Origin of the sequence: Streptomyces thermocarboxydus (assembly GCF_024760485.1) — a bacterium.
Lineage (GTDB): Bacteria > Actinomycetota > Actinomycetes > Streptomycetales > Streptomycetaceae > Streptomyces > Streptomyces cellulosae.
The window spans coordinates 6772503-6796818 of the sequence record NZ_CP058273.1 but is presented as its reverse complement, the minus strand read 5'-3'; the positions used below and the strand labels follow the sequence as shown (position 1 = coordinate 6796818).

The 24316-nt window shown below is 72.8% G+C and carries 25 protein-coding genes; 10 read left to right on the top strand and 15 right to left on the bottom strand.

Annotation, left to right across the window (positions count from 1 at the left end; translation table 11 throughout):
• Positions 1-4: 4 nt before the first annotated feature.
• Positions 5-1246 carry a sensor histidine kinase gene (locus AY578_RS31090; RefSeq protein ID WP_026244176.1) on the bottom strand — a complete coding sequence of 414 codons (1242 nt, stop codon included), beginning with the start codon at positions 1244-1246 and terminating at the stop codon, positions 5-7.
• A gap of 14 nt (positions 1247-1260) precedes the next feature.
• Positions 1261-1965 (bottom strand): two-component system response regulator CseB, encoded by a 705-nt coding sequence (cseB, locus tag AY578_RS31085; RefSeq protein ID WP_019527215.1) that lies wholly within the window; start codon positions 1963-1965, stop codon positions 1261-1263.
• A gap of 227 nt (positions 1966-2192) precedes the next feature.
• Here cseB and AY578_RS31080 point away from each other — a divergent pair, with 227 nt between their 5' ends.
• The gene (locus AY578_RS31080; RefSeq protein ID WP_019527214.1) at positions 2193-3350 is read left to right on the top strand and encodes a phospholipase D-like domain-containing protein; all 1158 of its coding nucleotides are present in this window, start codon (positions 2193-2195) and stop codon (positions 3348-3350) included.
• Positions 3351-3401: 51 nt separating this feature from the next.
• Here the strand turns inward: AY578_RS31080 and AY578_RS31075 are convergent, their stop codons facing one another.
• Entirely contained in the window at positions 3402-3569 is a 168-nt protein-coding gene (locus AY578_RS31075) for a hypothetical protein (RefSeq protein ID WP_167338209.1), read from the bottom strand.
• A 216-nt stretch (positions 3570-3785) separates the two neighbouring features.
• Here AY578_RS31075 and AY578_RS31070 point away from each other — a divergent pair, with 216 nt between their 5' ends.
• On the top strand, positions 3786-4211 hold the full coding sequence (locus AY578_RS31070; protein ID WP_019527212.1) for a Zn-ribbon domain-containing OB-fold protein: 426 nt from the start codon (positions 3786-3788) through the stop codon (positions 4209-4211).
• A gap of 31 nt (positions 4212-4242) precedes the next feature.
• Here the strand turns inward: AY578_RS31070 and AY578_RS31065 are convergent, their stop codons facing one another.
• The 3 genes from AY578_RS31065 to AY578_RS31055 all read right to left on the bottom strand — a co-directional run bounded on the left by AY578_RS31065 (position 4243) and on the right by AY578_RS31055 (position 6634).
• The gene (locus AY578_RS31065) at positions 4243-4623 is read right to left on the bottom strand and encodes a PPOX class F420-dependent oxidoreductase (protein WP_028958977.1); all 381 of its coding nucleotides are present in this window, start codon (positions 4621-4623) and stop codon (positions 4243-4245) included.
• A 93-nt stretch (positions 4624-4716) separates the two neighbouring features.
• Positions 4717-5442, bottom strand: a complete 726-nt coding sequence (locus AY578_RS31060) for a class I SAM-dependent methyltransferase (protein ID WP_028958978.1) — start codon at positions 5440-5442, stop codon at positions 4717-4719.
• Complete coding sequence (locus tag AY578_RS31055; protein ID WP_026244175.1) at positions 5435-6634, bottom strand: MalY/PatB family protein; 1200 nt, start codon at positions 6632-6634, stop codon at positions 5435-5437. Before AY578_RS31055 ends, AY578_RS31060 begins: the two co-directional genes overlap by 8 nt.
• Positions 6635-6658: 24 nt before the next feature.
• Between AY578_RS31055 and AY578_RS31050 the strand changes: the two genes are divergently transcribed.
• Positions 6659-7684 (top strand): hypothetical protein, encoded by a 1026-nt coding sequence (locus AY578_RS31050; RefSeq protein WP_020700222.1) that lies wholly within the window; start codon positions 6659-6661, stop codon positions 7682-7684.
• A gap of 123 nt (positions 7685-7807) precedes the next feature.
• On the top strand, positions 7808-9181 hold the full coding sequence (locus tag AY578_RS31045; protein ID WP_037953023.1) for a S1 family peptidase: 1374 nt from the start codon (positions 7808-7810) through the stop codon (positions 9179-9181).
• 55 nt (positions 9182-9236) lie between these two features.
• Here the strand turns inward: AY578_RS31045 and AY578_RS31040 are convergent, their stop codons facing one another.
• The 6 genes from AY578_RS31040 to AY578_RS31015 all read right to left on the bottom strand — a co-directional run bounded on the left by AY578_RS31040 (position 9237) and on the right by AY578_RS31015 (position 14104).
• Complete coding sequence (locus tag AY578_RS31040) at positions 9237-9425, bottom strand: hypothetical protein (protein WP_019527206.1); 189 nt, start codon at positions 9423-9425, stop codon at positions 9237-9239.
• Between the two features lie 154 nt (positions 9426-9579).
• Positions 9580-10275 carry a L,D-transpeptidase family protein gene (locus tag AY578_RS31035; protein WP_026244174.1) on the bottom strand — a complete coding sequence of 232 codons (696 nt, stop codon included), beginning with the start codon at positions 10273-10275 and terminating at the stop codon, positions 9580-9582.
• A 203-nt stretch (positions 10276-10478) separates the two neighbouring features.
• On the bottom strand, positions 10479-11276 hold the full coding sequence (locus AY578_RS31030) for an SDR family NAD(P)-dependent oxidoreductase (protein ID WP_136237519.1): 798 nt from the start codon (positions 11274-11276) through the stop codon (positions 10479-10481).
• 64 nt (positions 11277-11340) lie between these two features.
• Entirely contained in the window at positions 11341-12255 is a 915-nt protein-coding gene (locus tag AY578_RS31025; RefSeq protein WP_026244173.1) for an SDR family oxidoreductase, read from the bottom strand.
• Positions 12256-12389: 134 nt separating this feature from the next.
• Positions 12390-13019, bottom strand: coding sequence for an MBL fold metallo-hydrolase (locus AY578_RS31020; protein WP_019527202.1), 630 nt, complete (start codon positions 13017-13019; stop codon positions 12390-12392).
• The gene (locus AY578_RS31015; protein ID WP_028958984.1) at positions 13019-14104 is read right to left on the bottom strand and encodes an S-(hydroxymethyl)mycothiol dehydrogenase; all 1086 of its coding nucleotides are present in this window, start codon (positions 14102-14104) and stop codon (positions 13019-13021) included. Before AY578_RS31015 ends, AY578_RS31020 begins: the two co-directional genes overlap by 1 nt.
• A 138-nt stretch (positions 14105-14242) precedes the next feature.
• On the opposite strand from AY578_RS31015, the gene AY578_RS31010 reads away from it, so the two are divergent.
• Together AY578_RS31010 and AY578_RS31005 are read left to right on the top strand one after the other, a co-directional pair.
• Entirely contained in the window at positions 14243-15997 is a 1755-nt protein-coding gene (locus AY578_RS31010) for an ABC transporter ATP-binding protein (RefSeq protein WP_258906563.1), read from the top strand.
• A 170-nt stretch (positions 15998-16167) separates the two neighbouring features.
• Positions 16168-16533: a nuclear transport factor 2 family protein gene (locus AY578_RS31005; protein WP_019527199.1), complete on the top strand. Its 366-nt coding sequence runs from the start codon at positions 16168-16170 to the stop codon at positions 16531-16533.
• Here the strand turns inward: AY578_RS31005 and AY578_RS31000 are convergent.
• Positions 16496-17422 (bottom strand): LysR family transcriptional regulator, encoded by a 927-nt coding sequence (locus tag AY578_RS31000; RefSeq protein WP_258906561.1) that lies wholly within the window; start codon positions 17420-17422, stop codon positions 16496-16498. The genes AY578_RS31005 and AY578_RS31000 overlap by 38 nt on opposite strands.
• Before the next feature lie 162 nt (positions 17423-17584).
• Between AY578_RS31000 and AY578_RS30995 the strand changes: the two genes are divergently transcribed.
• Genes AY578_RS30995 through AY578_RS30985 form a run of 3 tightly spaced genes read left to right on the top strand, consistent with a single transcriptional unit; the run spans position 17585 to position 19929 of the window.
• Positions 17585-18598 (top strand): alcohol dehydrogenase catalytic domain-containing protein, encoded by a 1014-nt coding sequence (locus tag AY578_RS30995; protein WP_258906555.1) that lies wholly within the window; start codon positions 17585-17587, stop codon positions 18596-18598.
• A gap of 27 nt (positions 18599-18625) precedes the next feature.
• Positions 18626-19531: an SDR family oxidoreductase gene (locus AY578_RS30990; protein ID WP_258906553.1), complete on the top strand. Its 906-nt coding sequence runs from the start codon at positions 18626-18628 to the stop codon at positions 19529-19531.
• A 23-nt stretch (positions 19532-19554) separates the two neighbouring features.
• Positions 19555-19929, top strand: a complete 375-nt coding sequence (locus AY578_RS30985; protein WP_258906552.1) for a nuclear transport factor 2 family protein — start codon at positions 19555-19557, stop codon at positions 19927-19929.
• 287 nt (positions 19930-20216) lie between these two features.
• On the opposite strand, the gene AY578_RS30980 is transcribed toward AY578_RS30985, so the two are convergent.
• Positions 20217-20867: a TetR/AcrR family transcriptional regulator gene (locus AY578_RS30980; RefSeq protein ID WP_019527197.1), complete on the bottom strand. Its 651-nt coding sequence runs from the start codon at positions 20865-20867 to the stop codon at positions 20217-20219.
• 174 nt (positions 20868-21041) lie between these two features.
• On the opposite strand from AY578_RS30980, the gene AY578_RS30975 reads away from it, so the two are divergent.
• Complete coding sequence (locus AY578_RS30975) at positions 21042-22292, top strand: YncE family protein (protein WP_136237524.1); 1251 nt, start codon at positions 21042-21044, stop codon at positions 22290-22292.
• Positions 22293-22342: 50 nt separating this feature from the next.
• On the opposite strand, the gene AY578_RS30970 is transcribed toward AY578_RS30975, so the two are convergent.
• Entirely contained in the window at positions 22343-24316 is a 1974-nt protein-coding gene (locus AY578_RS30970) for an elongation factor G (RefSeq protein WP_215047859.1), read from the bottom strand.

The window sequence follows — 24316 nt, the reverse complement described above, 5'->3', positions numbered from 1 at the left end:
CCGCTCAGCGGTCGTCGGCGCCGTCCGGAAGACGCACCTCCGCCACGGCTCCACCGTCGTCCGGACGGTTACGGAAGTCGAGTCGTGCGCCGATCACCTTCGCCTGGCCCTGGGCGATCGTCAGACCCAGTCCGTGACCCCGGCCCCGCTGCTCCGCTCCCGTACGGAACCGCTGCGGGCCGTGCGCCAGCAGGTCCGGCGGGAAGCCGGGACCGTGGTCCCGCACGGTGATCGTCAGGCCGGAGACGTCGACCTCCACGGGCGTCGCGCCGTGCCGGTGGGCGTTGACCACCAGGTTGGTGACGATGCGGTCCAGGCGACGCGGGTCAGTCTCGGCCACCGGGGCACCGGTCGCGGTGACCGTCGCCGGGAGGCCGGTGCGGGCCACCGAGTCCTCGATCAGCTCGGCCAGGGGCACCCGCCGTGGCTCGACCCGTTCCGCGCCGGCGTCGAGGCGGGAGATCTCCAGCAGGTCCTCGACGAGGTCGCGCAGCACCCGCACCCGGTCCCGGACCAGTTCGGTCGCCTCCCCCTCGGGCAGCAGGCCCGCCGAGGTGACCAGGCCCATCAGCGGGGTGCGCAGTTCGTGGGCGACGTCCGCGGTGAAGCGCTGTTCGCCGGCCAGCCGGTCGCGCAGGCTGTCGGCCATCGCGTCGACCGTCGCCGCGATCTCGGTGATCTCGTCGCCGCCCCGGCGTCCCATCCCGGTGCGCGCCTGGAGGTCGCCCGCGGTGATACGGCGTGCGGTGCGGGCGACCCGGCGCAGACGGCGGGCGGGCAGCTCCATGACGAGGGCGGTCGCCGGGATCACGACGGCGAGGGTGACCAGGGAGTACTTCCACAGGTGCCGGTCCAGGGCCTGCCGGGTGAGCAGGTCCGCCGTCATGTCCGTCCTCAGCGCGTAGAGCTGCCCGTCCTTCTGCTCGGCGGCCCAGTAGACGGGTGCGGGCGGGCCGTCCTCGTAGTAGGTGCCCTGTCCGTGTCGTTCGACCTGGCGCAGAAGGGGGTCCGGCAGCCCGGCCGGGTCCGCGAGAGGCGCGGGACGGCCGGTGCGGCGGGCTTCCTGTCGCGCCCGGTCGAGCTGGTCGACGGCTTTGACCGCGCCCTCGTGCATCGACCGTCGCAGCGTCGACTCGTGCACCAGCACGCCCACCGTGAGGGCCATCGCGGCGCAGGCGGCGGACACCAGGAGGATGATCTTCCAGTGCAGGGACCGCAGGTTGAGCAGCGCTCGTACGATCGGCATGCCGGTGGTCCGGGTCACCGGCGGAGTTTGTAGCCGAAGCCGCGGACGGTCTCGACACGGTCGGCGCCGATCTTCTTGCGCAGCCGCTGCACGCACAGGTCGACCACGCGGGAGTCGCCGTCCCAGCCGTAGTCCCACACGTTGCGCAGCAGGGTCTGGCGGTCCAGCACGATGCCGGGGTGCTCGGCGAACTCCAGGAGCAGTCGCAGCTCGGTCGGGGCGAGGGCGACCTCTTCGCCGTCCCGGTACACCTCCAGGGCGGCCGGGTCGATGGCCAGATCGCCGAAGACGAGCCGGTCGGGCGTCCCCGTGCCTCTCCCCGTTCCCGGGCGCGCGGGCGGGAACGTGGCGCGGCGCAGGAGGGAGCGGATACGGGCCACGAGCACGGCGGTGTCGACCGGTTTGACCACGTAGTCGTCGGCGCCGGCTTCGAGGCCGGACACCACGTCGAGGGAGTCTCCGCGCGCCGACATCATCAGGATGGGAGCCGTGCTGGTCTCCCGGATGCGGCGGCACAGGCCGATGCCGTCCAGGCCGGGCAGCATCACGTCGAGGAGAAGCAGGTCGGGGCGGTCGTCCCGGAACCGTTCCAGTCCGTCGAACCCGTCGGCGGCCGTGGTGACCCGGTAGCCGTAGCGCTCGAGGGCCAGGGCGACGGAACGGCGGATCACCTCGTCGTCCTCGACGAGCAGAACGGTGACGGCGGAGGTGTCAGGCATGTGCTTCCGGTCGGGTAGGCGGCGGGGCAGGCTCTCCATGATGCCTCGCCGCGCGGATGAACCCCCGGGCGGAGGAGCGTGCACCACCCGTCCGACCTGCGGTGATGCACGGCGGATACACAGCCGACGCACAGTCGCGCGGTCGCCGGTACGACGTCACCGCAGTCGGCGGAGGATGGCCGACGGGGCTGCTCTGCGGAGCGGCGTTCGCTTCTATCATCAGCCGGATGATCTCCAACTGGCGTGCGCGTGAAGGGCGATCGCTCGGATCGGCCCTCCTGCTGACCCTGTCCCTGCTGCTCGCCGTCGTGTGCGTGCCGAGCGCGTCGGCCGCCACGGCCGGCTGCCAGGAGGACGGAAACTACGAGACCTGCTTCATCTACGGGGAGACGGAGAGCACCCTCCTCGTCTCCAGGATCAGGGGGAAGGTCGACGCGACCGCGAGGGCCTCCGCGGCCGGGGAGTCGGGCAACTACATCCGGATCGCCCTGTACGACTGGAAGGCCGACGGCGGCGGCCTCGCCCTGGCTTCGTCGCTGGTGAACGCCGCCGACAGCGGGGTGAGCGTCCGGCTGGTGATCGGCACCGCGGCAGCCGCGGTGAAGACGGAGCTGGCCAAGGCGGACATCGGCATCACCTACTGCGCCGACGCCTGCGCGACCCCGGGGTCGGGGGCGATGCACAACAAGTTCTTCCTGATCAGGAAGGGTGACACCAAGCTGGTGATGCAGTCGTCCAGCAACATCGGCTCGACGCAGGCCCGGCACGCGCAGAACATGCTCGTCGTACGGGACGACGCCGCGCTGTTCTCGGCGTACGTCAACTACTGGCGGCGGCTGAACGCCAAGAGCTGGACCTACGACGGGGTCACCTGGGGCACGGACGCCTCGCGCACCCACGACGGCGGCAACGACCTGTCGAAGGCCTACTTCTTCCCGCAGCCGCACAGCACGCGGGTGGCGGACGTCCTGGGGAACGTGAGCGACTGCGCGGAGGGCAACGACCGGGTGTGGGTGGAGGCGAGCCTGCTCGACTCCAGCTCCTACTCGTCCGGCGTGATCGCCCAGCTGAACCGGCTGGAGTCGCTGGGCTGCGACGTGAAGGTCGTGGTGCAGAAGGGCGCCGGGCGGGACACCCTGCTGGCGAAGGGCATCGCCTCGTCCGACGTCCGCTGCGACGGCTACAGCCACAACAAGGTGATCGTGCTCGACGCGAAGTACGCCGGGCAGTGGCGCAAGGCCGTGTTCGTCGGCTCGTACAACCTGACGGAGAACTCCGCGACCCGCGCCAACGACGCGATGCTGCGGGTGATCAACGGCTGGGTCACCAACCGGTACATCGAGCAGTTCCGTCAGCTGTGGGCCAACCCCCGCGCCTGCGACTGACGCAGCGGGGCCCGGCGGTCGTGCGTGCCGCCGGGCCCCGGAGGGGACGGGTCAGCGTCTGCCGGGCCGGCCGGCCCCGATGCCGGCGACGTGCAGAGCGAGGGCGGTCAGCCCCAGCAGCATCACGTTCACCGAGGAGAACACGTCGTTGGTCGCGATGTCCGCCGCGTTGATGAGGAAAGCGATGAAGAACAGCACTGCCGCCACTATGCCGAGCATGAACGGGCTCCTTCCGTAGGGGTGTTGCCCGTATGCCCGGCCTGCGCCGGTGCAGACCCCTCCACTTCCCCTTCCACAGAAGAGGGTACGGAGTGCCTTTACTCGTGGCACTCAGTGCCATACTCTGTGGCCGTGCGCGGTGGCACGGCCACCGGGCAGGCGCGTGCCGGGCGACCGGTCACGCGGAGTCCGGCCGAGTGCAGGGAGTTGACCAGCGTGTACCACTTCTCAGGGAGCGTCGCTCAGCAGGCAGCCGGCTCCACGCGCCTGCTCGAACCGCAGGGCCCCGACGGGCGGAGCACCGACCAGGAGGCCATGCTCTTCCAGCGCTGCACCTGGTGCGGCACGGCGATGTACCACCGGCTGCTGTGCCCGGTCTGCCAGGGCAGCGATCTGCGCACGGAACGCAGCGCGGGTTTCGGCACGGTGCGCCACTCGACGGTGCTGCACCGCAACACCCCGGCGGCGCGCAACGTGTCGCTGATAGAGATGGCCGAGGGGTTCGTGGTGCGGGGCCGCGTCATGGGCCCGCCGATCGGCATCCACAGCGGCGACCGGGTACGGCTGTCGGCCGCCGAGGACCCGGTGCGCGGCGAGCCGGTGTTCCAGCTGGTCGACGAGCCGTTGCGGGCCTGGACCTGACAGCCCCAACGTCCGGCGCAACGGGCTGAGTTCAGAGGGTGATCCGGATGCCCACCGTGCCGTCCACGCCCCGGCGCAGCCTGCTGCCCAGCAGGGTGAGGCGGCCCATCAGACCGTACTTGCGCGCGATCAGCTGCCGGTAGCGGGCGGTCGTGTCCGCGTCGCAGATTTCCGCGGTGGCCGGGACCTGGTCGCCGGTCGGATTGCCACGCAGGTCGCAGGGCCCCACGAGGACGTCCCCGCGGGCGCGGATCCGCTTGACCTTCCACGAGTCGGCGGCGGTCCACACACCGAGCGCGTCACCGTCGCGCACCACCCACACCGGGGTGGCGACGGGCGTGCCGTTCTTCCGGTAGCTGGTGAGCAGCAGGTACTTCCCCGCCCCGAACCGGTCCCGCAACGCGTCGTCCATGCGTCGAGTCTAGGCCTCCTCCGGCGTGTCCCGCCGGGAGTTGTCCGCGCGCCACGGCCGGCACGCCGTCCACCCGACACCCCCTGCGGCCACCTACGGCCGCCGCGCCACGAACACGAACTCCCGGCCGGGCCGGTCGGGCGCGTCCCGTACGTCCTCCAGCACGTAGCCGTGGCCCCTGAGGTCCGCCTCGACCTCCTCGCGTTCCCGGAACCGCAGCGTCGAGTCCGAGGTCAGCGCCTGCCCGTCCGACGCGAACACGTACGTCGTGCGGAACGTGACCAACGGGCCGTCCACGACGGTCACTTCGTGCCAGCTCTCCACCGCGCCGACGCCGGGCACGTCGGCGCGGGTGTACGAGTGCTCCCGCGTCCAGCTCTCCCAGGCGTGCCGGGCCGGGTCGCGGGTCTCGAAGACCAGGCGGCCGCCGGGGCGCAGGGCCGCGTGGGCGCCGCGCAGGGTGGCCTGCCAGGTGCCGGGGTCCGCGACGGCCTGGGCGACGTTGGCCGTCATGGTGGCCAGGTCGACCGTGAGCGGGGGCAGGTACGTCGCGTCGCCCTCGATCCAGCGGACGCGCCCGGCGCCCGGCTTGGCGCGGGCGACGTCGAGGGAGGCGCCCGCCGGGTCGACGCCCACGACGTCGATCCCCTCGTCGGCGAGGAGCAGCGCGAACACACCCGTGCCGCAGCCGATGTCCAGCACCCGGCGGGCGCCGAACTCCCGCGCCATGCCCAGATACGCGTCCAGGTCGCTGCGGTCGGGGTCGAGCGGGTCGTAGAGGGCGGCGAGACGGGGGTGGGCGAAGGCGGCGTCAGCCACGGGTGCCGCCCGCCGCGCGCACGGCGGCCGCCATGCGCCGCACCGCCTCGGTGAGCAGCTCGGGCGAGGTGGCGAGGTTCAGCCGGGCATGGCCCGCGCCGCCCGTGCCGAAGGGAAGGCCCCCGGTGAGCGCCACCCGGCCGTGGTCGAGGAACACCTGGGCGGGGTCGTCGCCCAGGCCGAGGTCGCGGCAGTCCAGCCAGGCGAGGTAGGTGGCGTCTCCCGGGCGGCAGCGGACCGTTGGCAGGTGCTCGGCGAGGAGGTCGGTGAGCAGCCGTCGGTTGGCGTCGAGGCCGTCGAGCAGGGCGTCCAGCCAGCCGGTGGCGTCGCGCAGGGCGGCGGTGTGGGCGAGGATGCCGACATGGCTCGGGCCGTGGCCGACCACCTCCGGCATCCGGGCCAGATCGTCGCCCGCGCCGGGCCCGGCGACCGCGAGGGCCGCCTTGAGACCGGCCAGGTTCCACGCCTTGGACGCCGACATCAGCGACAGCCCGCGCTCGCCGCCGGGCACGCTCAGGTACGGCACGAAGCGCGCGCCCTCGAACACCACGGGCGCGTGGATCTCGTCGGCGACGACCCGTACGCCGTGCCGCTCGGCGAGCGCGGCCACCGCGGTCAGCTCCTCGGCGGTGTGGACGGTGCCGGTGGGGTTGTGCGGGCTGCACAGCAGGTAGGCGGCCCGGCCGCCGCCCTCGGTCGCCCCGCGGAAGGCGTGCTCCAGGACGTCCAGGTCGAGCCGACCGTCGTCGCCCAGCGGCGCCTCCACGATGCGGCGGTCCGCGTGGCGTACGAAGTCGTAGAAGGGCGGGTAGACCGGCGGGTTCACCACGACCGGGTCGCCCGGTCCGGTGACCAGCCGGAGCATCTCGACCACGCCCAGCATCACGTCCGGCACGATCGCGGTGCGCTCCACGGCGAGCCCGGACCAGCCCCACCGCTTGTCGGCGAAGGCGGCCAGCGCCTCGGCGTAGGCGGTCCCGGCGGGATATCCGGTGTCGCCGGACTCCATCGCGTCGGTGACCGCCCGCACGACCGGTCCGGGCGGCGCCACATCCATCTCGGCCACCCACACCGGGAGGACGTCCTCCGGGTAGGTGCGCCACTTCATGCTGGTGCGGCGGCGCAGCTGATCGAGGGAAAAGGCGTTGAGGGGATTCGGCTCACCGGACGTATCGTGCGGGATCCTGGTCATGAAGCACACGATAGGGGGCGTGGTGTGGACCCACATCAGGATTTCGGGGCGCCGCCCGGCGACGACGGGCCGGTGCGGGAGGTCGCCTGCGACGAGTCGGGGTCGGACGGCGAGAACCTGACCGGCGGGAACACGGACGTGTTCGCGCACGCCGGTGTCCACGTCCCCGCGGCGGACGCGGCCCGGGCCCTGCGGGAGATCCGCGACCGGATCCGCTCCCCCGCCACCGAGTACAAGGCGACCCATCTGCTGCGGGAGAAGCACCGGGCGGTGCTGGAGTGGTTCCTCGCGCCGGGCGGGCCGCTGCACGGCGCGGCGCGGGTGCATCTCACCGAGAAGTCGTACTTCGTGGTGGACCGGCTGGCCCGCGTGCTGCTCGACGACCCGGGCGCGGCGGCGGGGCTGTACCGGTCGGTCCGGGAAGCGCTGGGCGCGGAGTACTGGCAGCGCTTCCTGTCCGGGGCGAACCAGTTGCTGCGCACCCGCAACGGGGCCGAGCCGGGGTCCTCCGTGCCGCTGTTCTTCGAGACGCTGGACGAGCTGCGGCGGGCGTACGCCGGCAGCGACGCCGGTCCGGCGCTGGAGCGGCTGGCGGCGGGGCGCGGGCGGGCCGAGGCGTACCGGGCGGGGCTGCTCGACGGCCCGGCGGTGCGTATCCCGGTCCTCAACCCGCTGCTCCCGGCGATCGTCGCCACGGCCGCGTACTGGAGCGGGCCGGAACGGCGGCCGGTGCGGCTGGTGCACGACCGGCAGAACCTGCTGACGCCGGAGCGCATCGCGTGGATCGAGGAGACCGCCCGGCGGTCCGGTGTCGCGCTGGCGGAGCTGCGGCTGGTCGTCGCGCGGGACGATCCGCGGGTGCAGCTGGCGGACTTCCTCGCCGGGATCGCCCGCAAGGCGGCCGGCGACGCCCTGCGCGGGAACGGCGACCCGGAGCTCACGGCGCTGCTGCGTCCCTACGTCGACCCGGCGTCGGTGTGGGGCGACGGCCGTACGGCGGTCGCGCTGGGCCTGTCCGTTCCCAACCCCTCGGTGCGGACGGGCGGCTGAGGCGAACCCGGTCCCGCCCGCGGTGAACACGGCGGGCCCCGGAGCCGTATGGACGAGGGGCGCTCTGCCCGAGGGAGGCCCCCGCGGTGCGCGCACCGCGCTGTCGAGGTTCTGGAGCCATGCATGAGGCACGCACGACGACGGGTGGTCCGGCGAGTGACACGGCTGGCGGCTGTCGGCGGACTCCTGCTGGGCGGCACGATGGTCACGCACGCCGTGGCGAGTGAGCCCGGCACGCCCGACGCCGTCCCGTTCTCCACCGCCTCCCCCGCGGACGCGTCCGGTCCGGGCGCGGGGCTGGTCCAGCGGCTCGGCACGTCCCGTACGGCGGGCAGCTGGGTCGGCGAGGACGGCCGGACGGTCGTGGCGGTCACCGACGAGGAGGCCGCGGCGGAGGTGCGGGCGGCGGGCGCCGAGCCGAAGATGGTGCGGCACAGCATGGACGACTTCGACTCCGCGACGAAGACGCTGAGTTCGGCGCCACGGGTGCCCGGCACGGCCTGGATGAAGGACTACCGGTCGAACCAGGTGGTGGTGCGCGGCGACAGCACGGTGTCCGAGGACGACTGGTCGGACCTCACCGACGTGGCCGACGGCATCGGCGACTTCGTCCGCATGGAGCGGGTGGAGGGCGCCTTCACCACCCGGCTGGCGGGCGGGCTGCCCGTGCTGTCGACGGCCGGCCGCTGCTCGGCCGGGTTCAACGTCACCGACGGGCAAAGGGAGTTCATCCTCACCGCCGGGCACTGCGGGCCGCAGGGGTCGGTGTGGTTCTCCGACAGCGGGGGCCGGCGGAAGGTCGGCACCACCGTCGAGGGCAGCTTCCCCGGCGACGACTACTCGCTGATCGCGTACGACGGCGGCAAGGCGGGCGAGAACGCCGGTGTGGTCGCGGTGGGCGGCGGCAAGGGTGTGCGGATCACCGGGGTGGCCGAACCGACGGTGGGTCAGCGGATCTTCCGCAGCGGCAGCACCAGCGGGCTGCGCGACGGGGAGGTGACCGCGCTGGACGTGACGGTCAACTACCCGGAGGGGACCGTCGGCGGGCTGATCGAGTCGGACGTGTGCGCGGAGCCCGGGGACAGCGGCGGGCCGATGTTCTCCGAGGGAATCGCGCTGGGCGTCACCTCGGGCGGCAGCGGCGACTGCCGCTCGGGCGGCATCACGTACTTCCAGCCGGTGACGAAGGCGCTGGCGGACCTGGATCTGAAGCTGATCGTGGCGCCCGGGGCGGACGGCGACAGCCCCTCCCCCGGTCCGTCGCAGGCGCAGGGCGTGGCGGCGCCGGGCGCGGCCACGCCGGGGTCGTCGGCGCCGGTGCGGGGCATCCTGCCGGACCCGTCGACGCTGGTGTCGCGGCTGTCGGACCCGCGGAACGTGGGTCCCGGGCTGCTGGTGATCGGCGGGAGCCTGGTGGCGCTGGTGGCGTCGCGGTGGATCAGGGCCGAGCAGGACCGCAAGGCGTACCGGAGGCAGTACTCGGCGATGTGGGGGTGAGAAGGCAAGGGCACCCGTGCGGTCACGGGTGCCCGATCGTCATTGCCGAGGCCGGTCAGGCCGCTTCGGCGGCCGCCTGCGGGAGGGCCGAGGCCCACTCCTGGACCAGGCGCTGGTACTCCTCGCGCTGTTCGACGCTGAGTGTCCCGCCCGACCGGAGCCACAGGGCCCGGATCTCCTCGTTGACCTCGGCAGCCGATCGCTCGGAGGAGGGTTCAACAGTGGTGGACATACCGTGAAGCATACGTCCCACGACGTGAAGATGCTGTGAGTAATCGCACGCCCGTCGGGCAATTCGGACGTGTCGCTGATCACGTCCATCTGCGCTGCGAGGTGGGCGAGTTCACACCCTCGGGGATGCGGGAGCGCCCGGCCCGGGGGCCGGGCGCCGGGGGACCTCAGGTGCCCGGCTTGCGGCCGTACACGTAGACGTCGTCGCCCTTCTTCAGCAGCGACCAGTACTTCTTGGCGGCGGTCTTGGTCATGTTGACGCAGCCGTGGGAGCCGGGCGGGTTCCACATGCTGACGCCGACCGAGTGGAACGCCTGGCCGCCGTCGAAGAACTGGCTGTACGGCATCGGCACGTTGTAGATGGTCGAGACGTGGTTCTTGTTCCGCCAGTAGACCTTCTTCAGGCCGGTGCGGGTCTCGTAGCCGTTGCGCCCGGTGCGCACCGGGACGGGCCCGTAGACGAGCTTCTTGCCGTCCTGGATCCAGCTCAGCTGGAGGGTGAGGTTGACGCAGGCGATACGGCCCTTGTTGGTGGGGCATTTGCCCGCCTTGTTCGGGTTCTTGCCGACGGCCCTCTGCTTGTTCATCAGGTCCATCACGCCCCAGGTCACGGGGCCGGCGTACCCGATGTTGGGCCGGATGCCGTGCTTGTTCTGGAAGGCGCGGATGGCCTTGCAGTCGGCGGCGGACTGCTTGCCGTCGACCGGGCGGCCGAGGAACTTCTCGACCTTCTTCTGGTACGGCCCCGCCGACGTGGTGCAGCTGGCCGCCTGGGCCGGCGTGGCACCGATCGCGAGCGTGAGCGGAGCCACCAGAGCGGTGACCCCCAGGGCGACGACACCCCGTTTTCTCAAGTCCCCCATGGTCCGTTCTGCCTCTCCCGCGGGAACGTGCGCTGGACCGCGCACTCTGCCAGGTAGACGGCGGACGGGGGAAATCGGTTGTACGCGCGACCGGACCGTTATGTCCGGCACGGCGGGCACTTCGGTATGAGTCGTGTCACGCGGAAGCACGCGGGGCGTGGGGCCGGTCACCGTCCGTTCGGCGCGCGGGGCGCGGGGGCCGGTCATCGCGCCGTGTGGTCCATGACCCGGTGGAAAGCGGGGTTGACGGCCGTGATGCCGCCGTCGACGGCGAGGGTGGTGCCGGTGATCCAGGCCGCGTCACGGGAGGCGAGAAAGGTCACGGCCGCCGCGATGTCCTCCGGCTCGCCGACCCGGCGCAGCGGGTAGACCTCGGAGACCGCCGCCAGGTCGTCGTCCCGGCCGTCCCAGGCGCGGGTGCGGACCGTGCCCGGCGCGACGAGGTTGACCCGGACGCCCCGGGGCCCCGCGTGGCCGGCGAGGGTGCGGGTCAGGGAGACCAGGCCGGCCTTGGCGGCGCTGTAGGCGTGGTTGCCGAAGTCCTGGAGCCCGTTGACCGAGCCGACGGTGACGATCGCGCCCCGCCCTGACGCCTCCAGGTGCGGCAGGGCGGCGCGGCAGCAGCGGTAGGCGCCGGTGAGGGTGACGTCCAGGTCCGCCGCCCACTCCTCCTCCGGCTCGTCCTCGAAGCGGGGCGCGTCGGGCGTGCAGTGCGCGGCGTTGTTCACCAGCACGTCCAGCGTGCCGAAACCGCGTACGGCACGGTCCACCGCCGCGTCGACGGACGCCTGGTCCCGCACGTCGCAGGCGGCTGCCTCCACCGTGAGTCCGCGGTCGCGCAGCGCCGCCGCCGTGTGCTCCCCCGCCTCCGGGTCGGCGTCGGCGATCAGGACGCGCGCGCCCTCCTCGGCGAACCGTGCCGCGGTGGCGGCGCCGATGCCGCGCGCCGCCCCGGTGATGAGAATCCCGTACCCCGCGAAGCGCCCTGTGTCCGTCGTCATGGGGGGGACGGTAGCGGCTCGGGCGATCATAGCGCCGGGCTTTTCCTCCGGTGTCCGGGCGGGGTCAGCGGTAGCCGGTGACGTCGGCCGGACGGCCCGGGTCCTGCACCTCGACGAGGTAGCGCCAGGCGTCGGGGCGGCTGCCGTCGAGGTCGGTGAAGCCGTACTCCTGGGCGAGGCCGCCGCTGGACAGGGAGGCGCCGTTGAAGCGGGCGACGCCGGGGTCGGCGGCGAGCGCGGCGACGGCGCGGCCCACGTAGCGCGGGGTCTCGGAGATGGCGAAGTGCGGCACCTTCTCCAGCGCGTCGCGCCAGTTGTCCTCCCGCACCCCGAAGTGGTCGAGCATGATCTCCGAGCGCATCCAGCCGGGGGTGAGCGCGACGGCGGTGGCGCCGCGCGGGCCGAGTTCGTGGCCGAGGGCGAACGCCATGCGCAGCACCGAGGACTTGGCGAGGTCGTAGAAGAAGGAGACCCGGTAGTGGTCGCGGTTGTAGTCCGCCGTGCCGTCGGTCATCTCGACGACGAGTCCGCCGGGGTGGCGCAGCAGCAGCGGCAGGGCGTGGTGGCTGGTGATCGCGTGCGTCTCCACGGCGAGGCGGAGCAGCCGCAGTCCCTTGTCGAGGTCGTGCTCCCAGACGGGCGCGTCCCAGTCGAAGAGGGTCTCGCCGCCCCAGATGTCGTTGACGAGGACGTCGAGGCGGCCCTGTTCGGCGGCGATCCGGTCGACGAGCGCCTTCACCTGGGACGGGTCCAGGTGGTCGGTGGGGACGGCGATGCCCCGGCCGCCCGCCTCGGTGACCAGGCCGGCGGTGTCCTCGATCGTCTCGGGCCGGTCGTACTCGGAGCGGCGGGCGCGGGTGGTGCGGCCGGTGACGTACACCGTCGCGCCCGCCGCGCCGAGTTCCACGGCGATGCCCCGTCCCGCTCCCCGGGTCGCCCCGGCCACCAGTGCGACCTTGTCCCGCAACGGCTGTGTCATGCATGGCCTCCCGTGCCTCGGTCCGTCGTACGCCGACGAGCCTGACGGGTAAGCCGGACATCCTCTGTCGCCTTTTCCGCGCTTACGGCCGTAGGGTCACCCGGACGCCGGAACGTCCGGGTGACCGGGGCGGCTCAGTGGCCGCGGGCGATCCATTCGTCCAGGTGCGGGGCCTCGGCGCCGATGGTGGTCGGGTCGCCGTGGCCGGTGAGCACCTTCGTCTCGGGCGGCAGGGTGAGCAGCCGGTCCCGGATGGAGTCGATGATCGTCGGGAAGTGCGAGAAGGAGCGTCCGGTGGCGCCGGGCCCGCCCTGGAAGAGGGTGTCGCCCGTGAACACGGTGCCGAGACCCGGGTCGTACAGGCAGACCGCGCCCGGGGCGTGGCCCGGGGTGTGCAGCACGGTGAGGTCGGCGCCGCCGGCCTCGATGACCAGTCCGTCGGCCAGCCAGGCGTCGGGGTCGCGGTCGGGGTGGGTCTGCTTCCACAGCGGCAGGTCGTCGGGGTGCAGCCAGATCGTGGCGCCGGTGCGCTCGGCGAGGGCGGGGGCGGCGTCGATGTGGTCGTTGTGGGCGTGGGTGCAGACGATGGCGGTCAGCCGCCGGTCGCCCAGCGCCTCGGCGATGGCGTCGGCGTCGTGGGCGGCGTCGATGACGACGGCCTCGTGGTCGTCGCCGACGATCCACACGTTGTTGTCGACGTCCCAGGTGCCGCCGTCGAGGCTGAACTGGCCGGAGGTGACGAGGCGTTCGATGCGGGCGGTCATCACAGCACCACCACCGAGCGCAGCACGTCGCCGCGGTGCATCCGCTCGAACGCCTGCTCCACCTCGTCCAGGGCGATGGTCTCGGTGACGAACGCGCCGAGGTCCAGGCGGCCCTGGAGGTGCAGGTCGATCAGCATCGGGAAATCGCGGGACGGCAGACAGTCGCCGTACCAGGAGGACTTGAGGGCGCCGCCGCGTCCGAAGACGTCGAGCAGCGGCAGTTCGATCTTCATGTCCGGGGTGGGCACGCCGACCAGGACGACCGTGCCGGCCAGGTCGCGGGCGTAGAACGCCTGCTTGTAGGTCTCGGGGCGGCCGACGGCCTCGATGACGACGTCGGCGCCGAAGCCGCCGGTGAGGTCGCGGATCGCCTCGACGGGGTCCGTCGTACGGGAGTTGACGGTGTGGGTGGCGCCCATGGAGCGGGCGGTCTCCAGCTTGCGGTCGTCGATGTCCACGGCGATGATCTTCGCCGCGCCGGCCAGCCGGGAGCCGGCGATCGCCGCGTCGCCGACGCCGCCGCAGCCGATGACGGCGACCGAGTCGCCGCGGCCCACGTTGCCCGTGTTGATCGCGGCGCCGATGCCGGCCATCACGCCGCAGCCGAGCAGTCCGGCGACCTCCGGCGCCACGGCCGGGTCGACCTTGGTGCACTGTCCGGCGGCGACCAGGGTCTTCTCGGCGAAGGCGCCGATGCCGAGCGCCGGGGAGAGTTCGGTGCCGTCGGTGAGGGTCATCTTCTGCTTCGCGTTGTGCGTGTCGAAGCAGTACCAGGGGCGTCCGCGCAGACAGGCGCGGCAATGGCCGCACACGGCACGCCAGTTGAGGATCACGAAGTCACCCGGCTGGACGTCGGTGACGTCGTCGCCCACCGACTCGACGACGCCCGCGGCCTCGTGGCCGAGGAGGAAGGGGAAGTCGTCGTTGATGCCGCCCTGTTTGTAGTGCAGGTCCGTGTGGCACACCCCGCAGGCCTGGACGCGTACGACCGCCTCGCCGGGTCCCGGATCGGGTACGACGATCGTCTCGATCCGTACCGGCTCGTCCTTGCCGGGTGCGATCACGCCGCGTACTTCCTGCGCCATGCTGCTGACTCCTTCGTCTGTCCGTCTCCCCCGTCGTCTCCCGACCCTACGCGGGAATGATCGCCTCCGCCGCCCACCGTGCGGTGCGTCCGCCCGGGCGACGTAGCCTGAACATCCGTCCGACGCCGAGGGGGGCATGTGAGCATCGCCGAGGATCTGTCCGGCCCGCCGGCCTGGCGGCTGCTGGTGTCGTACGTCCGGCCGCACCGCTGGGGGCTGCTGGCCGGCGCCCTGCTCTCGCTGGTGACGGGCGCGACGGGGCTGGCGCTGCCGCTGGTGGCGCGGGAGCTGATCGACGACCTCGCGCACGACCGGGCCGTCACCGGGGCGCTGCTGCTGATGTCGGCGCTGGTGATCGGCAACACGGTGCTGGGCGCGGTGGGTTCGTACGTGCTGCGGCGCGCGGCGGAGTCGGTGGTGCTGGGGGCGCGGCGGACGCTGTCCTCGTATCTGCTGCGGCTGCGGATCGCGGCCGTGGACCGGACCGAGCCGGGTGATCTGATGGCCCGGATCACCTCCGACACCACGCTGCTGCGGGAGGTGACCACCGACTCGCTGATCGGGCTGGGCACGGGCGGGCTCACGCTGCTCGCCACGGTGGCGCTGATGGGCTGGGTGGAGCCGGTGCTGCTGGCGGTCACGCTGGGCGTGCTCACGGTGGCGGGGACGCTGCTCGGGGTGGTCGTGCCACGGATCCGGCGGGCGTCGAAGCGGGCGCAGGAAGCGGTGGGCGTGATGGGGGCGTCGCTGGAGCGGGTGCTGGGCGCGCTGCGCACGGTGAAGGCGTCCGGCGCCGAGCCTCGGGAGGAGCGGACGCTGCACGACGCGGCGCGCGAGTCGTGGCGGATGAGCGTGCGGGCCGCCAAGTGGTCGGCCGCGGCGGGCAACACGGCGGGGCTCGCGATGCAGCTCGCGTTCATCACGGTGCTGGCGGTGGGCGGGGCGCGGGTGGCGACCGGGGCCATCGACATCGGGACGCTGGTGGCGTTCCTGCTGTTCGTGTTCTACCTGATGGCGCCGATCTCGCAGGTCGTGGGTGCCGTCACGCAGTACCAGGCGGGCAGTGCCGCGCTCGCCCGCATCCAGGAGGCGCTGCGGCTGCCCGCGGAACCGGCCGCGCCGCCCGCCGCGTTGCCCTCCCCCGGCGCCGCGCCGGCGGCGGTCGCCTTCGAGGACGTGCGGTTCCGCTACGCCGAGGACCTGCCGTACGTCCACCACGGGGTGACGTTCGCCGTGCCCCCGCAGGGGCTGACGGCGTTCGTCGGCCCGTCCGGCGCGGGCAAGACGACGGTGTTCTCCCTCATCGAGCGGTTCTACGACCCCGAGTCCGGCGTGATCACGGTGGACGGCCGCGACGTCGCGGACTGGGCCCTGCCGGAGCTGCGCGCGGCGATCGGCTACGTCGAGCAGGACGCTCCCGTGCTGTCGGGTTCCCTCCGCGACAACCTGCTGCTGGGCAACCCGGACGCGGACGAGGACGCGCTGACGCGGGTGCTGAAGACCACGCGGCTCGACGGGCTGGTCGCCCGCCTGCCCCAGGGGCTCGACACCCTCGTCGGCCACCGCGGCACCAAGCTGTCCGGCGGCGAACGCCAGCGGGTCGCCATCGCCCGCGCCCTCCTCCGCCGCCCACGCCTGCTCCTCCTCGACGAGGCGACGTCCCAGCTGGACGCGGTGAACGAGGCGGCCCTGCGGGACACGGTCGCGGACGTCGCCCGCACGACGACGGTTCTGGTGGTGGCCCACCGCCTCTCCACGGTGACGGCGGCGGACCGCATCGTGGTGATGGACGCGGGCCGCGTCCGCGCGGTCGGCACCCACCGGGAACTGGTCACGTCGGACCCGCTGTACGGGGAGCTGGCGGCTACGCAGTTCTTGGCCACGGCGGGCTGAAGAGGGAAACCGCACCTGGGCGCCCGGCACCGGAGGGGGTGCGGCCACCCGTCCCCACCCCCCGCCGGCCGGGCGTCGCGCTTGCCCCCGCCCGTCCCGGGGAGGACGCTCGTAGGTGAGGCCTACGTGGCCTGATTCCGGGCCCGGGGCCTCCGAGGAGGTGGGTCATCATGACGACCGCGGCACAGCCCGTGTTCGGTACCGACACCCTGCGGCGGGGCGTCGAGGCGGACACGCCCGACATGCTGAAGTCGCTCTACGCGGACGACGCGGAGCTGCGCGTCGTGGATCACGTCAGCGGGCCGAGCCACCCGAAGGTGCTGCACGGCAAGGACGAGATCGCCGCGATGCTGGACGACGTCTACAGCCGCGACATGACGCACGCGCTGGAGGCGTGCGTCGTGCAGGGCGATCACGCCGCCTACTGCGAGAGCTGCCTCTACCCGGACGGTGTGCGGGTGCTCTCGGAGTCGATGCTGACGTTGCGCGACGGCAAGATCACGGGGCAGGTGCTGATCCAGGCGTGGGACGAGTGACACCGGGCGCCGTCGTCCCCGTCGCGTCGACGAAGGTCTCGACGAGCGGGGACGGACGGTCGCCGTTCCAGGCGAGGGCGACCGTGCCGGGCGGTACGTCCGCGAGCGGGACGTAGGCGATGTCGGGGCGCGGGAAGACAGCCGCGACCGACTCCGGCACCATCACGACGCCGCTGCCGGCCCGGACGTACGCCAGGATCTCCTCCATGTCGTGCACGTCCGGGCCGCGCAGCCACCGGGTGCCGTCGGGGCGCGGGTCGGCGTTCCAGACGGCGGACCACGCCGGGGACGCGCCCGCGTAGCGCAGCAGAGGTTCGTCGGCGAGGGCGCGCAGCCCGACCGTGTCCTCGCCGGCCAGGGGGTGCCGTACGGGAAGGACGACGCAGAGCCCCTCCTGGAAGAGCGGCAGCACCCGCAGGCGCTCCGCGTCGACGGGCAGGCGTACGAAGCCGACGTCGGCGGTGCCGTCGAGGAGGTCGGCGGACTGGCTCCACCACCGCAGCCGGACCAGTTCGATCCGCACCTGCGCCTCCCGCGCGGAGAACGCGTGCAGCGGCGCGGTGATGTCGGAGCTGAGCATGAAGCCGACCTTGAGCACGCCCTCGCCCGCTGCGATCCGCCGGACGCGGTTCTGCGCGGCGCGGGCGACGGCCAGCAGTTCCCGTGAGTCCCGCAGGAACTGCTCGCCCGCGGGTGTGAGGGCGACCTCCCGGCTGCTGCGGCGGAACAGCGTCACGCCGAGGTCGTGCTCCAGCTGCTGGATCTGCCGGGACAGCGCGGGCTGGGTGACGTGCAGGGCGGCCGCGGCCTGCCCGAAGTGCAGCCGCTCGGCGACGGCCACGAAGGAGCGCAGCCGGCGCAGGTCCAGATCCGTCTGTCCGCCGTCCATGCCGCCTTCTCCCCTGCCGCCTGCACCGATGCGCCCACGTCATCGTAGGCACCGAAGGAAGCATTGGACCTCCGGGAAACCCCAGGTCACGCTGGTTACGTACTGCGGGGGGCATCGATCCCCCGCCCGCCTCCCCCTCCCCCATCTTCTGGAGTGTTCGCCATGATGCGTGCCGCCGTCGCCGTCGGGGCAGGCGCCCCGCTCGCCCTGCAGGACCTGGAAGTGCCCGAACCCGGTCCGGGCGAGGTGCTCGTCAAGGTCACCGCGTGCGGGGTCTGCTTCACCGACCTGAACCTGCTGCGCGGCCACTATCCGTTCGCCCGTTTCCCGGTCGTGCCGGGCCACGAGATCACCGGCGTGGTCACGGCCGTCGGCCCCGGCGTCATCTTCCCCGTGGTCGGCGCCGCGGTGGGCGGGCAGTTCCTGTACGACTCGTGCGGTCACTGCGACTACTGCGTCCGCGGCGACCAGGTCCTCTGCCCCCGCAAGGTGATCACCGGCATCGTCGCCGACGGCGGCTACGCCCCGTATGTGGTGATGAAGGCCGGCTTCGTCACCCCGCTGCCGGACGGGCTCGACCCGGTGGCCGCCGCGCCGCTGATGTGCGCCGGGCTGACCGCGTTCAACGGGCTGCGCCAGGGCGGGATCCGGCCCGGCTCGCGGGTCGCCGTGGTGGGCGCGGGCGGCGTGGGCGCGCTGGCCGTGCGGTACGCCGTCGCGATGGGGGCGCGGGTCGCCGTGGTCGGCCGGTCCCGGCGCGGTGAGGACGCGGCGAAGGCACTGGGCGCGGAACTGTTCGTCGCGGCGCAGGAGTCGGACCCGGCGAAGGCGCTGAAGGAGTGGGACGGCGGCGCGGACCTCGTGCTGAACGCCTCCCCGTCGACCGAGGCGGCGACGGCGACGCTGGGCGGGCTCGCCCCGGACGGCACGCTGATGCTGTGCGGGTACGGTCCCGAGCCGCTGGTGCTGCCGGCCCAGCCGATGATCCTCAACCGGCTGCGGGTGGGCGCCTCCCCGTCCGGCTCGCCGCACGACCTGCGCGACACCCTGGCCTTCTCGGCCTCGCACGACATCCTCCCGGACGTCACCCCGATCGGCCTGGACGAGGCCCTGGCCGTGCTGGACGCGATGGACGCGGGCACCGCGCGCGGCCGCAGCGTCATCGTCTTCCCCTGACCTCCCCTCCTTGTGACGGAGCACCTCATGTCCTCCCACGTCGTTCTGATCACCGGCGCGTCCAGCGGTTTCGGCGCGATGACCGCCCGCGCCCTGGCCGACGCCGGGCACACCGTCCACGCCGGGATGCGGCAGACCACCGGCCGCAACGCCCCGGCGGTCGCCGACGCCCGCGCCTACGCCGACGAGCACGGCGTCGAGTTGCGCACCGTCGAACTCGACGTCTCCCGGCAGGAGTCGGTGGACGCGGCCGTCGCGGCGGTCACCGAGGAGGCGGGCGGCGTCGACGTGGTCGTGCACAACGCCGGGCACATGGTGCTGGGCCCCGCCGAGTCGTTCACTCCGGAGCAGCTCGCCGAGATCTACGACACCAACGTGCTGTCCACGCAGCGGGTCAACCGCGCGGTGCTGCCGCAGATGCGGGAGCGCCGGGACGGGCTGCTCGTGTGGGTGGGCTCCACCAGTACCTTCGGCGGGACGCCCCCGTATCTCGCCCCGTACTTCGGCGCCAAGGCGGCCATGGACCACCTGGCGAAGAGCTACGCCGTCGAGCTGTCCTGGTTCGGCATCGACACGTCGATCGTGGTGCCCGGCTCCTTCACCTCCGGCACGAACCACTTCGCGCACGCCATGCACCCCGCGGACACGGCGACGGCCGAGGCGTACGACGAGCTGTACGAGGGTCTGATGGACGACGTCGGCAAGCGGCTCGCGGCTCTCGCGCCGCCGGACGCGGACCCCGGCGAGGTTGCCCGCACGATCGTGGCGGTCGTGGACGCACCGAAGGGCGAGCGCCCGTTCCGGGTGACGATCGACCCGGCGGACGACGGCTCGGAACAGGTCAGCGACGTCGCCGACCGGATCCGCGCCGATTTCTACGACCGCATCGGCTTCACCGATCTCCTCACCACCCGGACCCCGGCCGGGGCGTGAGACAGGCTGGTATGACTGGGTGCATGCATGCAGACACCGCCCAGTCGGCCATCGACACGTTCATCTCGGCGTTCAACGCCTCCGACGACGCCTACGTGACCTCGCTGCTGTCACAGGCGCTCACCTCGGACGTGGTCCTCTGGGGTCCGCTCGGCCGCAGCGAGGGCGTCGAGGCGGTGGAGCGGTTCGTGCTGGACATCCGGCGGCACCCGGCCGGACCGGGCACGATGGTCCGCTGCTCGGGGGTGGACATGCCGGACGAGTGGGCCCGGTACCGGTGGGTGTTCACCACCCCGGACGGTGGTCCCCGGCTCGCCGGGACCGACGTCGTCCACCTGCGGCGGGGACTGATCGACCAGATGATCGTCTTCGCGGGGGACCTCGCGCCGGCCGTCTGACTCCGTCGCCCCGCCGGGGCGCCTCGACGCCGACCGGTTGACGCTCCGTCAAGCGGTCGGCGTCGGCACGGTCGGTTCCGCACCTCCGGTCCGTTCGGCACATCCGGTCCGTTCGGCACGTCCGGTCCGTTCGGCACATCCGGTCGGTTCGGCGCGTCCGGTCGGTTCGGCACGTCCGACGCGACCGGCGGTCCCGGCGCAGTCGGCCTCGGCGCATCCGCTGTCTCCCGCCTCCCCGGCGCCTCCGGCGATCCCGGCGGCTCCCGCGGCTACAGCGGCTCCCGCGGCTACGGCGTCTCCGGCGGACGCAGAATCGCCAGCAGCTGGCGCACCAGCTCGTCCACGACCTCGTCGAGGCTCGCCTCGACCCACCCCGCGTTCCAGTCGTGCAGCAGCCCGTTGACGCCGCCGATGAAGCCCGTCGCGGCGAGACGGTGGTCGCGGGGGGCCGCCTCGCCGCGGGCGACGGCCGCGTCCGCCTCGGCGCAGATCAGGTCGACCCAGCGGGCGCGGCGGGCCAGCCGCTGTTCCTCCAGGCGGGGGCTCACCCCGATGATCTCGACGAAGGCGATGCGGATGCGGCGCGGGTCGCGGGTGACGTCGGCGGCGTAGGCGCGGAAGATCGCGGCGGCGCGCTCGGCGAGCGGCGCGTCCGCCGTCGAGGCCGCCGCGGCGAGCACCGCCGCCTCGGCCCAGTCGTTGACCTGGAGGTGCAGCGCGGCAAGGACGTCCTCCAGGGTGCGGAACTCCTCGTAGAACTGGCGGGTGGACAGTCCGGCGGCCTCGCTGAGGGCGGCGACGGTGGTGTTCCGGTAGCCGGGTCCGGCGCCGAAGAGCTCCAGGGCCGCGTCGAGGAAGCGCCGGCGCCGCTCGGCCTTCCGCTCCTCCGCGGACTTCCCGGCGTACCGGCCGCTCGGTGCGCTCAGTCTGCCCGCCACCGGTTCTCCTCTCGCCGCGCCCGGCAATTTTGTCGCGTCCGCGGTCTTGTGGAGAACCCCTGACGGTCCCTACTTTTCAGTAAGTTCAATCTGAAAGCACGCCTGTTCAGATTCCTCTCCCTTCCCTTGGCATGTCCCGCTCATGGCGCCCCCACCCGCAGAGGAGACCCCGCCATGCCGATCCGCAGCAGGCATCTGTGCACCCTCGCCGCCGTCGTCCTGACCCTCACCGCCCCCGGCGCCGTGGCGAGCGCCGCCGGACAGACGTCCTCCGAGGACCTGCGGGAGGTGCTGTTCGTGGGCAACAACTGGGACGGCACCGCCGATGTCATCGAGTCCGGCGGTGACTTCGGGCGGGTCGGAAGGATCAACGTGATCCCCGACAAGGACCGGCGGATGGCGGAGATCAACGCCAACCCGATCCGCTGGATCTACTTCATGGGCATCCGCAACACCGTCGGCGAGGGCCACGACCAGTTCGTCGACGACATGTACTCCACCCCGGACGGCACCGCGGTGGTGGTCTCCCGGCCCAGCTTCGCGGACGTCGTCTCCCTCGACCTGGCCACCGGACGGGTCAACTGGCGCTTCCCGGTGTCCGGTTACCGCTCCGACCACATGGCGGTCTCCCCCGACGGCAGGCGCGTCGCCGTCTCCGCCTCGACGTCCAACACCGTGCACGTCCTGGACATCGAGACCGGCGAGGAGGTCGGCAGGTTCAAGACCGGCGACAAGCCGCACGAGAACGTCTTCACCCGCGACGGCCGCTACATCTGGAACATGTCCATCGGCGAGGTGAACAACGACCTGGACGCGCCCTGGCTGGACTTCACGAAGGGTGACCGCAGGATCACGGTCGCCGACGCGCGGACGTTCGAGCAGGTCAGGGTGATCGACATGCGGGAGCGGCTGGACGCGGCCGGCTTCACCGGGTACTCGGACGCGGTCCGCCCCGCCGCCTTCTCCCCCGACGAGTCGAAGCTGTACTTCCAGGTGTCGTTCTTCAACGGCTTCTTCGAGTACGACGTCGCCACCGACCGGATCAGCCGCGTCAAGACCCTGCCGAAGAACCCGGCCACCAGCGAGGACCGCACCACCTGGGTCAACGACTCGCGCCACCACGGCATCACCATGAAGCCCGACGGCGCCAAGCTGTGCGTGGCGGGCACCATGGACGACTACGCGACCGTCGTCGACCGCGACACCTTCGAGCACGGCCCGCTGGTCCCCGTCGCCAAGCCGTACTGGGCGACCGTCAGCGGCGACGGGGAGTCCTGCGTGGTCTCCGAGAGCGGCGCCGACCAGGTCACCGCGATCGACTTCGCGACGGGCGAGAAGACCGTGTCGGTCCCGGTCGGCGACCACCCGCAGCGGGTGCGGCTCGGGCATGTGCGGGAGGGCTGGACCGGGCCCTCGGGCGGCTGACCGGCACCCGGAGAGCCGGAATCAACTCGCCACCCTCCGGAAGGCCGGCATCAACTCCCCACCCGACGCGTCACGTTGAGCAGGTACTCCCTCCGGTCCAGCGGGTTGTGGTCGGTGCGGGGGCGGGACGGCACCGGGCCGTGGGTGACGGGCGCGTAGTGGCCGAACCGGCTCTCCAGCTCGCCCTCGCCCCGGGTCGGCCCCGGCAGCCGCTGCTCCAGTTCCCGCACCCGCGCCGCCGGCACCGTGCCCTCCAGCACGCAGAGCGCGCCGAGCGTGTCCGTGGTGCGCGGCAGCGCGCCGAGGCTGCCCAGAACCGGCAGCAGGGCGCCCAGGGTGTCCGCCGGGGCCTCGATCCTGAAGCGGTGGACGGGTTCGTGCACCACCGTGCCCGCCCGCCGCAGCGCGTCCGTCAGGACCAGCGGGGTGAGCCCCCGGAAGTCGGCGCCGGTGCTCGACATGCTCTTGTCGAAGCCCTGGTGGGCGTGGCTCTGGCGGGGGCAGTAGCCGCAGTGGGTCATGGTGACCACGCAGTCGGTGACCTGCCAGCCGCGCAGCCCCTGCGCGAGCGTGGCCAGCACGGTGTCCTCCACCGCCTTGAAGAAGGCGTACGGCATGGAGCCCAGTTCGACCTCCAGGCGGAAGTCGACTCCGGAGCCGGGAGGCGTGGGGTCGACGCGCAGGCCCACTGTCGCGAGGAACGGATTGCCGTCGCCCTTGACGAACTCGGCGGCCGCTCCGGTCCCGGCGGGGCGCTCGATGCAGAGCGGGGTGGTGCCGCGGAAGGTGACGTCGAGGCCGTACTCCTCGGCCAGGGTGGCCTGAAGGACCTCCTTCTGCACCTCGCCGTAGAGCGACACGGAGGTCTCGCGCCTCCGTTCGTCGTGGCGCAGGCCGATCAGCGGGTCCTGCTCGGCGAGCTGGGCGAGGGCCAGGTGCAGCGCACCGGGGTCGACGCCCGCGCCGGGCACCACGACGGTCTCGAGGGTCGGCGGGGAGAAGAACCGCTGTTGTTCCTTGGGTGGTTCGCCGATCGCGTCGCCGATGCGGACGTCCGCCAGCCCCCACAGCCGGGCGATCCGGCCGGCCTCCACGGCGTCCGCGCGGCTGTCGGCGCCGTGCTCGAAGACGCTGAGCCCGGTGACCCGCCCCTCCGTGAACGTCCCGACGCCGAACGGGATCCGGTCGCGGGCGCGCAGGGTGCCGGAGAACAGGCGCGCGTAGGCGATCTTCTCCCCCGCGGGTCCCCGCTCCACCTTGAACACCGTGCCGGAGAGCGGCCCGTCGGGCGAGCCGCCGGACAGGGGCAGCAACTCCCGTACGCCGTCGAGCAGTTCGCCGACGCCCGCGCCGGTGACGGCGGAGCCGAGGAAGACCGGGTGGACAAGGGCCTGGCGGGTCTGCTCGGCCACGGCCTCCCGCACCCGGGCCGGGGTGAGCGTGCCGTCCACGTACGCGGCGAGCAGGCCGTCGTCGTGGTCGGCGAGGACGTCCAGGGCGGCCGGCACCGGGCCGGGCACGAAGCGGGCGTCCCGGGTGCCGAGCCGCTCGGTGGTGCCCATGGGCACGAGGGAGGGGGTCAGGCGCGCCGCGATCTCGCGGAGCAGGTCCGTCTCGCGCGCCCCGCGGCGGTCGATCTTGTTGACGAAGAGCAGGGTGGGCAGGGACAGCCGGCGCAGGACGCGCATCAGCACCCTGGTCCGCGCCTGGACGCCCTCGACGGCGGAGAGCACCAGCACGGCGCCGTCCAGCACGCCGAGCACCCGCTCGACCTCGGCGACGAAGTCGGGATGGCCGGGGGTGTCCAGCAGGTTGACGGTGATGTCGTCGAGCGGGAACGAGACGACGGCGGACTTGATGGTGATGCCGCGCCGGCGCTCCAGCGCGAGGGTGTCGGTGGTGGTGCTGCCGGCGTCGACGCTGCCGATCTCGTCGATCACCCCCGCGGTGTGCAGGAGCCGCTCGGTCAGGCTGGTCTTACCGGCGTCGACATGGGCGAGGATTCCCAGATTGAGCACGTGCAC